The sequence below is a fragment of the Acidovorax sp. FG48 genome (assembly GCF_057809085.1).
The window spans coordinates 40270-53078 of record NZ_JBMDJH010000001.1 but is presented as its reverse complement, the minus strand read 5'-3'; the positions used below and the strand labels follow the sequence as shown (position 1 = coordinate 53078).

General features: G+C 65.6%; 11 protein-coding genes. 8 read left to right on the top strand and 3 right to left on the bottom strand.

Features of this window, described 5'->3' with window-relative positions:
- Nucleotides 1-63 precede the first annotated feature (63 nt).
- Nucleotides 64-627, bottom strand: a complete 564-nt coding sequence (locus ACODSU_RS00245; RefSeq protein ID WP_209816918.1) for a phosphatase PAP2 family protein — start codon at nt 625-627, stop codon at nt 64-66.
- Entirely contained in the window at nt 620-1372 is a 753-nt protein-coding gene (locus ACODSU_RS00240) for a phosphatase PAP2 family protein (protein WP_488839192.1), read from the bottom strand. Before ACODSU_RS00240 ends, ACODSU_RS00245 begins: the two co-directional genes overlap by 8 nt.
- A gap of 92 nt (nt 1373-1464) precedes the next feature.
- Between ACODSU_RS00240 and ACODSU_RS00235 the strand changes: the two genes are divergently transcribed.
- The 8 genes from ACODSU_RS00235 to ACODSU_RS00200 all read left to right on the top strand — a co-directional run bounded on the left by ACODSU_RS00235 (nt 1465) and on the right by ACODSU_RS00200 (nt 11524).
- Complete coding sequence (locus tag ACODSU_RS00235; protein ID WP_476018046.1) at nt 1465-2169, top strand: response regulator transcription factor; 705 nt, start codon at nt 1465-1467, stop codon at nt 2167-2169.
- Nucleotides 2166-3557, top strand: coding sequence for a histidine kinase dimerization/phospho-acceptor domain-containing protein (locus ACODSU_RS00230; RefSeq protein ID WP_488839189.1), 1392 nt, complete (start codon nt 2166-2168; stop codon nt 3555-3557). Before ACODSU_RS00235 ends, ACODSU_RS00230 begins: the two co-directional genes overlap by 4 nt.
- A 91-nt stretch (nt 3558-3648) precedes the next feature.
- On the top strand, nt 3649-4713 hold the full coding sequence (fba, locus tag ACODSU_RS00225) for a class II fructose-bisphosphate aldolase (RefSeq protein WP_015016154.1): 1065 nt from the start codon (nt 3649-3651) through the stop codon (nt 4711-4713).
- 317 nt (nt 4714-5030) lie between these two features.
- Entirely contained in the window at nt 5031-5765 is a 735-nt protein-coding gene (locus ACODSU_RS00220; protein ID WP_488839187.1) for a hypothetical protein, read from the top strand.
- 62 nt (nt 5766-5827) lie between these two features.
- Complete coding sequence (locus ACODSU_RS00215; RefSeq protein WP_295937069.1) at nt 5828-7432, top strand: Re/Si-specific NAD(P)(+) transhydrogenase subunit alpha; 1605 nt, start codon at nt 5828-5830, stop codon at nt 7430-7432.
- Nucleotides 7433-7467: 35 nt separating this feature from the next.
- Nucleotides 7468-8880: a Re/Si-specific NAD(P)(+) transhydrogenase subunit beta gene (pntB, locus tag ACODSU_RS00210; protein ID WP_488839185.1), complete on the top strand. Its 1413-nt coding sequence runs from the start codon at nt 7468-7470 to the stop codon at nt 8878-8880.
- Between the two features lie 93 nt (nt 8881-8973).
- The gene (locus ACODSU_RS00205; protein ID WP_488839183.1) at nt 8974-10653 is read left to right on the top strand and encodes a long-chain-fatty-acid--CoA ligase; all 1680 of its coding nucleotides are present in this window, start codon (nt 8974-8976) and stop codon (nt 10651-10653) included.
- Between the two features lie 118 nt (nt 10654-10771).
- Entirely contained in the window at nt 10772-11524 is a 753-nt protein-coding gene (locus tag ACODSU_RS00200) for a 5'-methylthioadenosine/adenosylhomocysteine nucleosidase (RefSeq protein ID WP_488839181.1), read from the top strand.
- Nucleotides 11525-11727: 203 nt separating this feature from the next.
- Here the strand turns inward: ACODSU_RS00200 and corA are convergent, their stop codons facing one another.
- Nucleotides 11728-12714, bottom strand: a complete 987-nt coding sequence (corA, locus tag ACODSU_RS00195) for a magnesium/cobalt transporter CorA (protein WP_015016148.1) — start codon at nt 12712-12714, stop codon at nt 11728-11730.
- Nucleotides 12715-12809 lie beyond the last annotated feature (95 nt).

The window sequence follows — 12809 nt, the reverse complement described above, 5'->3', positions numbered from 1 at the left end:
TGGCAGAGGGGTCGCTCCCTCACCTCTGCGCTACGCCCTCAAGGCGATAGCGCCGGACGGCGGTCAGTGTGCGTTGCCCTGTGGCGACTTGTGCAGCAGGGCTGCCTGCCAGCGGGGTGCCCGCGCGGCCAGGGCATGAATGGCCGCTGCGGCCAGCCCCCCGGTGAGCAGGCCCGCCAGCACATCGGACGGAAAGTGCACGCCCAGGCAGACGCGGCTCCACACCATCGCAGCCGTGACCGCAGCGGCCAGCCAGGTCAGCCCGCGGACCGGCCGCAGTGCGAGGCTGGCCGCCAGTGCGGCGGCGCCTGCCACATGCATGCTGGGAAAGCCTGCGCGCGCCGCGTGCTCGATCCACTGCACGCCAATGCCCAGTTGCGCAGGTCGCGGCGCCGGTACGGCCAGCCGCAGCAATTGCACTCCCAGCCAGGCGAGGGCCATCGACGCGAGCGCCAGGGCCAGGGCGCGCCGCTGCGCCGCGTTGCCCAGCACTAAGCTGCCGAGCAGCAGGCCGCCCATGGCGGTGGGCAGTTGCTGCGACACCCACCGTGCCACCGCTACCACGGCAGGCAAGGTGGCGGCGTCGGCATTGAGGGCCTGAAACAGGACCAGATCGATTTCAAGCATGGGAGCCGTCCGCTGGCGTGGTGGTGTTGGCGAAATGCGGAAAGCGGGGCCGCAATGCGGTGGCGGCCAGGTCGCAGAGCCAGCCGGTGGTCCAGCACAGCCAGCCTGTCCACAGCGTATGGCTCATGAAATGGGCGCCGCGCACCTGCTGGGCGGCACCCAATACAAACCCGGCCAGCAATGCGCCCGCCAGCCACCAGCGCGCGGCCGTCGGCGCCTTGTGGCGCAGCGCGAAGTAGCCGCCCAGAAAGGCGAATCCCGCCGATGCATGGCCCGCCGGAAAGCAGCGGCCGCTGCCGCCATCGAGCACGCCCAGCGCCCAGTGCGACACATGGCGCGCCACGCCGCCAAACTGCGCCAGGTCCCAGGGGCAACTGGTGGCGCTGAGGTTCTTGGTGATGCTGACCACGGCCAGCGAGAGCAGGGCGCTCACGGCCATTTGCAGGCGCTCGCTGGCGTCCAGCTTGCGCAAAAAGCCGCGCGGCCACCACACGCTCAACGCCAGCAGCAGCACCAGCAGCCATCCCAGGCGGCGGGCGCCTTCATGCAGCACCTGCACAAAAAACCACTGGTCCCGCATCGGAAACCCGTTAGAGGACCCGAACACCTGCGCAAAGGCCAGGTCCTGGCCCGCCGCATCCCAAGCCACGACACAGGCCAGCGCCCCCAGGGTCCAGAAAAGCAGTGTGTGGCGGTGTAAGGGGGCGTGGGGCGCGATGGACGGCGGGACGGACGAAGGCTGCATGCGCCGGAAGATAGGCGGCCGTACTTAACGCCGTCTTAAAGTTGGCATCGCCACTGTCACTCCCCTGTCTGATGGGCTGCGACAATGCCCGCATGCGAATACTCGTGGTCGAAGACGATGCGGGCATAGCCAGTGGCCTGCGCAGCAACCTGCAGCAGCGCGGCTATGCGGTGGATGTCAGTGATGGCGTCGCCAGCGCCTGGAGCGCCCTGCGCGCCGAGCGTTTTGACGCGGTGCTACTGGATCTGGGGCTGGTGGACGGTGACGGCAGCGAACTGCTCAGGCGCCTGCGCCTGAGTCCACCCGCCACCGGCGCCGCATCAGCAACCTTGCCGGACCCCGCCACGCCCGTCCTCATCGTCACCGCGCGCGACCAGGTGCACCAGCGCATTGCGGGGCTGGACCAGGGGGCCGACGACTATCTGACCAAGCCGTTTGATGTGGATGAGCTGGACGCGCGCCTGCGCGCCCTGTTGCGGCGCGCGGCGGGGCGGGCGTCGCCCACCATCCGCCTGGGAGACATCGAGCTGGACCCTGCGACCCGCACGGTGCGCCAGCAAGGCAAGCCGGTGGAAATGTCTCCGCGCGAGTTTTCGGTGCTGCTGGTGCTGCTGGAGGCGCGCGGCCGGGTGCTGTCGCGCCAGCAGATCGAGGAGCGCCTGTACAGCTGGGACGCTGCCGTGGAGAGCAATGCGGTCGAGGTGCACATCCACCACCTGCGCCGCAAGCTGGGCAGCGCCGCCATCCAGACCATGCGCGGAGTGGGCTATTTCATGCCGCAGGAAAAGCCTGCATGAACGCGCCCCCTGTTTCTCGTCCCGCGTCGGGGCGCCGCCCCTCGCTCACCCGGCAGCTGTTGCTGTGGTCCCTGGGGGCGCTGGTCATTGTCTGGGGCAGCTTCGTCTTCATTGGCTACCAGACCGGTGTGCATGAAGCTGACGAGCTGACCGACGGGCACCTGGCCAGCGTGGCCGCGCTGCTGCTTAACCTGCGGGCCACCGAGGCTATGGAGGGCCCGCAGCGGACCGAGCGCACCCCCACGCCCTGGCTCAAGTCGCATGACTACCAGCAGACCATCAGCGTGGTGCAGTGGGATGCGCAGGGGCGGGTGCTGTCCATCACAGGCTCGGTGCCCGAGCCGCCTTTCAGCGATGCCGAGGGGTTTGCCGACCTCACGCTGGGCCCCGACAAGGTGGCCTGGCGCAGCTTTTCGCAATGGGATGCGGGGCGCACCCGCAAGATCATGGTGATGCTGGAGCTGCGCGAGCGGGACGAGCTGGCGGATGACATCGCGGGGCAGCTGATCGAGCCCGGTCTGTGGTTGCTGCCGGTGGTGTCTTTGGCCCTGGGGCTCGCGCTGTGGCGCGGCTTGCGGCCGTTGTATGCGCTGTCGGCCGATGTGGCGGCACTGGACCCCACCAGCGCCCAGCGCCTGGCATCGCGCCATGCCTGGAGCGAGTTCGAGTCGGTGGTAGCGTCGATCAACACCTTGCTGGACCGCCAGCAGGTCGCCATGGTGCGCGAGCGCCGGCTGGCCAACGAGGTGGCGCACGAGCTGCGCACACCGCTGTCTTCCATCGCCCTGCAGGCCAGTGCCCTGGCGGGGGAGCTGACGGAAGAGGCCCGGGCCCAGGCGCTGGCGCGCATCGGCCAGGACGCCCTGCGCGCAGGGCATGTGCTCAACCAGCTGCTGGCCCTGGCCCGCGCCAGCCGGGCAGAGCTGCACGAAGCCAAGGCGCCCGTGGACCTGAGCGCCCTGGCGCGGTCGGTGTGCGCCGACTATGCCCAGGCAGCGTGGAAGCGGGGCGACGACCTGGGCCTGTCGGCGCCGACCGCGCTGACCCTGCCCGGCCATACGGTGCTGCTGGACATTGCGGTGCGCAATCTGGTGGAAAACGCGCTCAAGCACACGCCCGAAGGCACCCAGATCGCCGTCCAGCTGGGCTCGGCGGACGCTGGTGGCGCGTGGCTGCAGGTGTGTGACGACGGGGCGCGTCCGCAGGCCGGCGGCGCGCCGGGCCGCGCGGCGGCGGTGCCGGTGGACAGCCTGCATCTGGGGCATGAAATCCTGCGCCGCGTGGCGGACATTCACGGGGGGCACTTTGGCGCAGCCCCTGCGCCCGCGCCCTTTACCACCTGCTATCGGTTGGATTTGCCATCGCCCTCCGCACCGGCCGCCGGTTAAAATTGCGAGTTACCAAGCGGTTACCACCGCATTGCCGGGCGCTACAGCGCCTCGCCCCTTCCTTCATCAACCCACCACGGACCCCACGACCATGCCCCTCGTTTCGATGCGCGAACTGCTCGACCATGCCGCTGCCAACAGCTATGGCATCCCTGCCTTCAACGTCAACAACCTGGAGCAGGTGCAGGCCGTGATGGCGGCTGCCGACGAAGTGGGCGCTCCCGTCATCCTGCAGGCCAGCGCTGGAGCGCGCAAGTACGCGGGCGAGCCGTTCATCAAGCACCTGATCCAGGCGGCGGTCGAGGCCTTCCCCCACATTCCCCTCGTCATGCACCAGGACCACGGCACTTCGCCCAAGGTCTGCCAGGGCGCCATCGACCTGGGCTTTGGCTCGGTGATGATGGACGGCTCGTTGATGGAAGACGGCAAGACCCCGTCGTCGTTCGACTACAACGTCGAGGTGACGCGCAAGGTGGTGGACATGGCGCACAAGGTGGGCGTGACGGTCGAAGGCGAACTGGGCTGCCTGGGCAACCTCGAAACCGGGGATGCGGGCGAAGAAGACGGTATTGGTGCCGTCGGCAAGCTCGACCACAGCCAGATGCTGACCGACCCCGAAGAAGCCGCCACCTTCGTGAAGGCCACCCAGCTGGACGCCCTGGCCATCGCCATCGGCACCAGCCACGGCGCCTACAAGTTCAGCCGCAAGCCCACGGGCGACATCCTGGCGATCAGCCGCGTGAAGGAAATCCACAAGCGCATTCCCAACACCCACCTGGTGATGCACGGCTCGTCGTCGGTGCCTGCCGAACTGCTGGCCATCATCAACCAGTACGGCGGCAAGATGAAGGAAACCTACGGCGTGCCCGTCGAGGAAATCCAGGAAGCCATCAAGCACGGCGTGCGCAAGATCAACATCGACACCGACATTCGCCTGGCCATGACGGGCGCGGTGCGCAAGTTCCTGTTTGAGAACCCCGACAAGTTCGACGCCCGCGAATGGCTCAAGCCCGCCCGCGAAGCGGCCAAGCAGGTCTGCAAGCAGCGCTACCTGGAGTTCGGCTGCGAAGGCCAGGGCAGCAAGATCAAGGGCCTGAGCCTGCAGGCTGTGGCGGCCCAGTACGCCTCGGGTGCGCTGGCGCAAGTGGTGAACTGATCGTTGGCACCAGGCCCTCAGGGGCCGCTGCCCAGCCTGGCTGCGTTGTGCTGCCAGGCTTTTTTTTGCCTATGCGCTGGTGGAGACTGGGGAGTTCTCTCTACAGCAGACAAAGGCGACAGCCCAAAGATTTTCTTCATGTAAGCTCGCGGTCAGCTTGCCCACCGGCAGCGCCGCAAGAAGTGTCCGATACCAGGGCGCTTTCAACACATTTTTCACCAGCGACACCGAGCTGGTTGTTGCATGGCAGGAGCCGTCGAAGGACGGACTCGGGTGCCGTGGGATGATTGAAGGCGAATTCGTATGAACCTTTCTCTATGACTCTGACCATTTCAAAGTTCCGGCGGCTGCTGCCTCTCTTGCCCGTGTTGGCTGTGACGGTGTTCACGGCGGCCTGCGCGCCCCTCACTGTTCCTCCCCAATCCGAATACCCCGTGGGCCGCGGCCGCCTGGTGTTGCCACCGGGGGCGTGGCAGGACCTGGGTACTTCCGGGGAAGCTGTTACAGGCTCCGGAGGACGTACCTCGCTTCAAACTCGCGACGTAGCGCTGCGTGGTGCGCAAGGTGAATGGCTGGCTGTGCTGCGCGTGCAGACCAACGTCACCAGCGACCTGCGCGGGTCTCCGCAAGGGGTGGGGTACTGCCCGGCTCAACAGGACGTCATGGTGAAGGACGCTGCTGATGGCAGCCCCGTGCGTGCCGATTGCCTGCGGTTCAAGCTTTGGGCGAGCAGCCCCAGGTGGCTCGAAAAGAACCGGCCCGACCTCGTTCAATGGATGTCCAGCCGCCAGATCGCACTAAGAGCTCCCTATTCGCATGTGGGGTATCGCTACGTCACCGAAGCGGGTGTCTGGGTGGTGGTGGATGCCTTGGTAGATCAGCGGCTGTTGAGCATACGGCCGCGCAACAACGAAGAATTCCTGGTGGCGGGCCGACCCGCGCAGCAATGGGCCTATGACCTGGCCCAGGCCGTGCGCCTGAGCGCCGGCATGGTGGACGGTCACCTTGCCATTCCGCCCTTCCCTTTCCCAACACCCACCTCTAGGCCCTAGCCCGCAAGCCCTCCCTGTCTGGCGGCCTGGCATAACGATTACGAAACTTGAGGAGACCTCTGATGCAGACAAGCCCCGTCCCGCAGCCGCAGCGTATCGGCGTGCCCAGGGAAACATTCCCTGGCGAAAAGCGCGTGGCCACCGTGCCCGATGTGGTGGAGAAGCTGATCAAGCTGGGCTTTGCCGTCACGGTCGAGTCCGGGGCTGGGGATGCCGCCAACTTCAGTGACGATGCCTACCGCGCTGCAGGCGCCGAGATCGTCAGCGACGCTGCGGCACTGTGGGCGGCATCCGACATCGTCTTCAAGGTGCGCCCGCCCAGCAGCGATGAAGTGGCGCGGATGCGCGAGGGCACCACCCTCATCGACTTCATCTGGCCCGCCCAGAACCCCGATCTGATGCAGCAGCTGGCCGCCAAGAAGGCCACGGTGCTGGCTATCGACTGCCTGCCCCGCACCCTGTCACGCGCCCAGAAGATGGACGCGCTCACCTCCACCGCCGGGGTCAGCGGCTACCGTGCCGTGATCGAAGCCGCCAACGCTTTCGGCCGCTTCTTCAACGGCCAGATCACGGCCGCAGGCAAAGTGCCGCCCGCCAAGGTGTTCATTGCGGGCGCTGGCGTGGCAGGCCTTGCCGCCATTGGCACCGCTGCCAACCTCGGCGCCATCGTGCGCGCCAATGACACGCGCGCCGAGGTGGCCGACCAGGTCAAGTCGCTGGGCGGCGAGTTCGTCAAGGTGGACTACGAAGAAGAAGGATCGGGCGGCGGCGGCTATGCCAAGGTCATGAGCGAAGGCTTCCAGGCCGCGCAGCGCAAGATGTACGCCGAGCAGGCCAAGGACGCGGACATCATCATCACCACCGCGCTGATCCCCGGCAAACCCGCGCCCAAGCTCATCACCGCCGAGATGGTGCAGAGCATGAAGCCCGGCAGCGTGATCGTGGACATGGCCGCCGAGCAAGGCGGCAACTGCGAGCTCACCGTGCCCGGCGAGGCCGTGGTGCGCCATGGCGTGACCATCGTGGGCTACACCGATCTGGCCTCGCGCCTGGCCAAGCAGTCGTCCACGCTGTACGCCACCAACCTGCTGCGTCTGACCGAAGAGCTGTGCAAGGCCAAGGACGGCGTGGCGGTGGTCAACATGGAAGACGACGCGATCCGGGGCCTCACCGTGGTCAAGGACGGCGCCATCACCTGGCCCGCCCCGCCGCTCAAACAAGCACCGGCGCCCGCACCCAAGGCAGCGGCCCCGGTGGTCGAGAAGAAATCGGGCCATGGCCATGGCACGGGCGCGCCCATGTCCGCCAAGACGCTGACCATCGTTTTTGCCGTGATGGCCGTGCTGTTCTGGGCCGTCGGTGCCTACGCGCCCGTGGCCTTCCTGGGACACTTCACCGTGTTCGTGCTGGCCTGCTTCATCGGCTACATGGTGGTGTGGAACGTGACGCCCGCGCTGCACACGCCGCTGATGAGCGTGACCAACGCCATCTCCAGCATCATCGCCATCGGTGCGCTGGTGCAGATCGCGCCGCCCGATGCGGGTGTGAACGGTCGGCCTGACGGGCTCATCCTGTGGCTCGCCTTTGCCGCCCTGGTGCTCACGGCCATCAACATGTTTGGCGGCTTTGCGGTCACGCGCCGCATGCTGGCCATGTTCCGCAAGTAATCCGATAACGACAAGAACAACGAGGAGCAAAGAACATGTCCCAAAGTCTCGCTACCGTCGCCTACCTGGGCGCGGCCATTTTGTTCATCCTGAGCCTGGGTGGGCTTTCCAATCCTGAAACCTCCCGCCGGGGTAACCTGTTCGGCATGGTCGGCATGGCGCTGGCCGTGCTGGCCACCGTGTTTGGCCCCCGCGTCAGCCCGGCGGGCGTGGCCTGGATCATCGGCGCGCTGGTCATTGGCGGCGGCATTGGCCTCTATGCGGCCAAGGTCGTCAAGATGACGCAGATGCCCGAGCTGGTTGCGCTCATGCACAGCCTGGTGGGCTTGGCGGCCTGCCTGGTGGGGTTTGCCAGCTATGTCGATACCTCCATCCAGCTGCAGGGCGCGGAAAAGATCATCCACGAGGTGGAGATCTATGTCGGCATCCTGATCGGGGCGGTCACCTTCAGTGGCTCGCTGATTGCCTTTGGCAAGCTCAACGGCAAAATCGGCGGCAAGCCGCTGTTGCTGCCCGGCCGCCACTGGCTCAACCTGGTGGCGCTGCTGGTGGTGATCTGGTTTGGCCGCGAGTTCCTGCGCGCCGAGACCGTCGAGCAAGGCATGGTGCCTCTGATGGTGATGACGCTGATTGCGCTGCTGTTCGGCATCCACATGGTCATGGCCATTGGCGGGGCCGACATGCCGGTGGTGGTGTCCATGCTCAACAGCTACTCGGGCTGGGCGGCGGCGGCCACGGGTTTCATGCTGTCCAACGACCTGCTGATTGTGACCGGTGCGCTCGTGGGCTCCTCGGGCGCCATCCTGTCCTACATCATGTGCAACGCGATGAACCGCAACTTCATCAGCGTGATTGCCGGGGGTTTTGGCTCCGGTGCTGGCGCGCCCGCCAAGAAAGGCGACGTCGCCGAGCCGCAGGGCGAAGTGGTGCCCGTGGCTGCCGCCGAGACCGCCGAGCTGCTGCGCGATGCCAAAAGCGTGATCATCGTTCCCGGCTATGGCATGGCCGTGGCCCAGGCACAGCACACGGTCAACGACATCGTGAAGACCTTGCGCGACAAGGGCGTGCAGGTGCGCTTTGCCATCCACCCGGTGGCAGGCCGCATGCCCGGCCACATGAACGTGCTGCTGGCCGAAGCCAAGGTGCCCTACGACATCGTGATGGAGATGGACGAGATCAACGAGGACTTCCCGGACACCGACGTGGCCATAGTCATCGGCGCCAATGACATCGTGAACCCCGCCGCGCAAGACGACCCCACCAGCCCCATTGCCGGCATGCCGGTGCTGGAGGTGTGGAAGGCCAAGACCTCCATCGTGATGAAGCGTTCGATGGCCTCGGGCTACGCGGGGGTGGACAACCCCTTGTTCTACAAGGACAACAACCGCATGCTGTTTGGCGATGCCAAGAAAATGCTGGACGAGGTACTGACCGCGCTCAAGAGCTGACGGGCATAATTCCTCCACAATAAAAGCACGACCGTGCTGAAAACATCGGCGTGCTTGCAGGACCCCCATAAAACCTACCAGGAGACAACCCCAATGACCGACCGCCCGTGGCTGGCCGCCTATCCACAAGGTGTTCCCGCAGACATCGACACCACGCAGTACAGCTCCCTTGTGGCGCTGATGGACGAGGCGTTCAAGAAGTACGCCAACCGCGTGGCCTACAGCTTCATGGGCAAGGACGTGACCTACGCCCAGACCGATTCGCTCTCCAGCGCGTTTGCGGCCTATCTGCAGGGCCTGGGGCTGGTCAAGGGCGACCGCGTGGCCATCATGATGCCCAACGTGCCCCAGTACCCGGTGACCGTGGCGGCCGTGCTGCGCGCGGGCTTTGTGGTCGTCAACGTGAACCCGCTGTACACGCCGCGCGAGCTGGAGCATCAGCTCAAGGATTCGGGCGCCAAGGCCATCGTCATCATCGAGAACTTTGCCACCACGCTGGAGCAGTGCATTGCGCACACGCCCGTCAAGCACGTGGTGCTGTGCGCCATGGGTGACCAGCTCGGTCTGCTCAAAGGGACCCTGGTCAACTACGTGGTGCGCAACGTCAAGAAGATGGTGCCTGCCTACAACCTGCCGGGTGCGGTGCGCTTCAACGACGCCGTGGCGCAGGGCACGCGCGGGACGCTCAAGAAGCCTGACATCAAGCCCGACGACATCGCGCTGCTGCAGTACACCGGCGGCACCACAGGCGTGAGCAAGGGCGCGGTGCTGCTGCACCGTAACGTGATTGCCAACGTGCTGCAGTCCGAGGCCTGGAACGAGCCTGTGATGAAGAAGGTGCCGGCGGGTGAGCAGCCCACCAGCATCTGTGCGCTGCCGCTGTATCACATCTTCGCGTTCACCGTGAACATGATGTTGAGCATGCGCACGGGCGGAAAGACCATCCTGATCCCCAATCCGCGCGACCTGCCTGCGGTGCTGAAGGAGCTGTCCAAGCACACCTTCCACAGCTTCCCGGCCGTGAACACACTGTTCAACGGCCTGGCCAACCACCCGGACTTCAACACCGTCAACTGGAAGAACCTCAAGGTCTCGGTGGGTGGTGGCATGGCGGTGCAGGGTGCCGTGGCCAAGCTCTGGCTCGAAAAGACGGGTTGCCCCATCTGCGAAGGCTATGGCCTGTCGGAGACCAGCCCTTCGGCCAGCTGCAACCCCACCACCAGCACCGAATACACCGGCACCATCGGCGTGCCGCTGCCCAGTACCTCCATGAAGCTGCTGGACGATGAGGGCCGCGAGGTCACCACGCTGGGCGAGCCCGGCGAAATCGCCATCAAGGGCCCGCAGGTGATGGCTGGCTACTGGCAGCGCCCCGATGAAACCGCCAAGGTCATGACCGAGGACGGCTACTTCAAGTCGGGCGACATCGGCGTGATGGATGCGCGCGGCTTCTTCAAGATCGTGGACCGCAAGAAGGACATGGTGCTGGTCAGCGGCTTCAACGTGTACCCCAACGAGGTCGAAGAAGTGGTGGCCAACTGCCCGGGCGTGCTCGAATGCGCCGTGGTGGGCGTGCCCGACGAAAAGACCGGCGAGGCCGTGAAGCTCGTGATCGTGAAGAAGGACCCGGCGCTCACCGAAGCGCAGGTCAAGGAGTTCTGCCGCCACGAGCTCACGGGTTACAAGCAGCCCAGGGTGATCGAGTTCCGCACCGAGCTGCCCAAGACCCCCGTGGGCAAGATCCTGCGCCGCGAACTGCGCGACAAGAAGTGACGCGGCCTGCTGGCACGTCACAATCCCCAGGCGGCTTCGGCCGCCTTTTTTGCGACCGCGCGGCCCCTGGTGGCGCGGGTGTTTTGTGGCCCCATGATATGACCCCAAGGACTTTTGCATGAGCACTGCCATCCTGAGTGCGCTGCCCGAAGAACAAAGCTCGCTGGTACAACAGCTGGCGCACCCACAGCGGCTGATGCATGCTGGCCGCGCGTTCTGGCGCGGAGAGCTGCACGACCGCCCGGTGGTGCTGGCGCTGTCGGGCATCGGCAAGGTGGCCGCTGCCACCACGGCCACGGCCTTGATCGAACATTTTGGCGTGGCGCGCATCGTCTTCACGGGCGTCGCGGGTGGGGTCGGCGATGGGGTGCACCGGGGGGATGTGGTGGTGGCGCAAGACTATGTGCAGCACGACATGGATGCCTCGCCGCTGTTCCCTCGGTGGGAGCTGCCGGGCTACGCGCGCACCCGGCTGGCGTGTGATCCGGTGCTGACAGCTATGCTTTTGGAAGCTGCCAGCCTATGCGTCACTAGCGCAAGCAGCCTCTGGGGCTTGAAAACCATCCATGGAGGTGCCCACCGGGCGCACCAGGGCCTGGTGGCCAGCGGCGACCGTTTTGTCTCCACCGCCCAAGAGTCCGAGCGCCTGCGCTCCGCCCTGCGCGCGGCCGGGCACGACGTGCTGGCGGTGGAAATGGAGGGCGCTGCCGTCGCCCAGGTGTGCCATGACTACGGCATGCCCTTTGCCGCCGTGCGCACCATCTCCGACCGCGCCGACGATGCCGCCCATGGCGACTTTGCCCAGTTCGTGCAGACCGTGGCCAGCCGGTACGCCGAGCACATGGTGCTGTCGTTTCTGCAGAGGCTATGAAATTGATAGCGGCTAGGGCATATTGCACCAGCGCCTGCGGCAGATTTCTCTCTAAAGAGGACTCCGCCGCATCCCATTAGCCGTTCGCCACGCTGCGCTGCAACCGGCGCTATGTATCTACCAGCGCCACTGCGGAACCGGCTTTGCCGGGCCGTTGGAGGCGTCCCCCCAGGGGGAAGGCGCGCAGCGCCACAGGGGGAAGCCTATTTCAACCAGCCGCGCTTGCGGAAGTACCACATGGGCCCGAGCGCGCTGGCCAGCATCAGCCCCAGCGCATACGGGTAGCCCAGCGACCAGTCCAGTTCGGGCATGAACTTGAAATTCATGCCGTACACGCTGGCGATCAGTGTGGGCGGCAGCAAGGCGACGCTGGCCACCGAGAAGATCTTGATGATCTTGTTCTGGTTGATGTTGATGAAACCGACCGTGGCGTCCATCAGGAAGTTGATCTTGTCGAACAGGAACGCCGTGTGGTTGTCCAGCGACTCGATGTCGCGCAGGATCTGGCGGGCTTCCTCGAACTGCTCGGAGTTGAGCATCTTGGAGCGCATCATGAAGCTCACGGCGCGGCGCGTGTCCATCACGTTGCGGCGGATGCGGCCGTTCAAGTCTTCCTGGCGGGCGATGGCGGCCAGTACCTCGCCAGCGCGGGTGTCGGTCACGTCGCCGGCCAGCACCTGCTTGCTCACTGCCTCCAGCTCGTCGTAGATGTTCTCCAGCGTGTCGGCCGAGTATTCGGCGTCGGCGTCGAACAGCTTGAGCAGCACTTCCTTGGCGTCTTCAATCAGCCCGGGCGCGCGGCGCGCGCGCATGCGCAGCAGGCGGAACACGGGCACGTCTTCGTCGTGGATGGAGAACAGCACACCCCGGCTCTTGAGGTTGGTGTTGTGCTGGTTCAGGATGAAGGCCACGCGCACCGAACGGGGGTCTTCGTCGTCATCGATCAAGAAGTCGCTGCGGATGTGCAGCTCGCCGTTGTCTTCCTCGTAGAAGCGGGCGGATTCCTCGATGTCCTCGTCCATCGCATCCTCGGGGATGGACAGGCCGTAGTGCTGCTTGATCCAGCGCTTTTCTTCGAGCGTGGGGGCTTCCAGGTCCACCCAGATCGGCTGGAACTTGGTCAGCTCTTCCAGGGACTCGATTTCTTCCTGGAACAGCCGGCCATTGGCGAGCGTAAAGATGTTGAGCATGGGCTCACTCCCTTGTTTTTTGGCGTCTGCGGTGTGGGGGTAGGGGTGCTTTCAACCCCACAGCAGTCAAATGCGCCGGGAGCTGAAAGCTACCA

What these genes read in the sequence shown, in the direction of transcription:
- ACODSU_RS00245 (WP_209816918.1), bottom strand. Translation starts at nt 627, where the DNA reads ATGCTTGAAATCGATCTGGTCCTGTTTCAGGCCCTCAATGCCGACGCC.
- ACODSU_RS00240 (WP_488839192.1), bottom strand. Translation starts at nt 1,372, where the DNA reads ATGCAGCCTTCGTCCGTCCCGCCGTCCATCGCGCCCCACGCCCCCTTA.
- ACODSU_RS00235 (WP_476018046.1), top strand. Translation starts at nt 1,465, where the DNA reads ATGCGAATACTCGTGGTCGAAGACGATGCGGGCATAGCCAGTGGCCTG.
- ACODSU_RS00230 (WP_488839189.1), top strand. Translation starts at nt 2,166, where the DNA reads ATGAACGCGCCCCCTGTTTCTCGTCCCGCGTCGGGGCGCCGCCCCTCG.
- fba (WP_015016154.1), top strand. Translation starts at nt 3,649, where the DNA reads ATGCCCCTCGTTTCGATGCGCGAACTGCTCGACCATGCCGCTGCCAAC.
- ACODSU_RS00220 (WP_488839187.1), top strand. Translation starts at nt 5,031, where the DNA reads ATGACTCTGACCATTTCAAAGTTCCGGCGGCTGCTGCCTCTCTTGCCC.
- ACODSU_RS00215 (WP_295937069.1), top strand. Translation starts at nt 5,828, where the DNA reads ATGCAGACAAGCCCCGTCCCGCAGCCGCAGCGTATCGGCGTGCCCAGG.
- pntB (WP_488839185.1), top strand. Translation starts at nt 7,468, where the DNA reads ATGTCCCAAAGTCTCGCTACCGTCGCCTACCTGGGCGCGGCCATTTTG.
- ACODSU_RS00205 (WP_488839183.1), top strand. Translation starts at nt 8,974, where the DNA reads ATGACCGACCGCCCGTGGCTGGCCGCCTATCCACAAGGTGTTCCCGCA.
- ACODSU_RS00200 (WP_488839181.1), top strand. Translation starts at nt 10,772, where the DNA reads ATGAGCACTGCCATCCTGAGTGCGCTGCCCGAAGAACAAAGCTCGCTG.
- corA (WP_015016148.1), bottom strand. Translation starts at nt 12,714, where the DNA reads ATGCTCAACATCTTTACGCTCGCCAATGGCCGGCTGTTCCAGGAAGAA.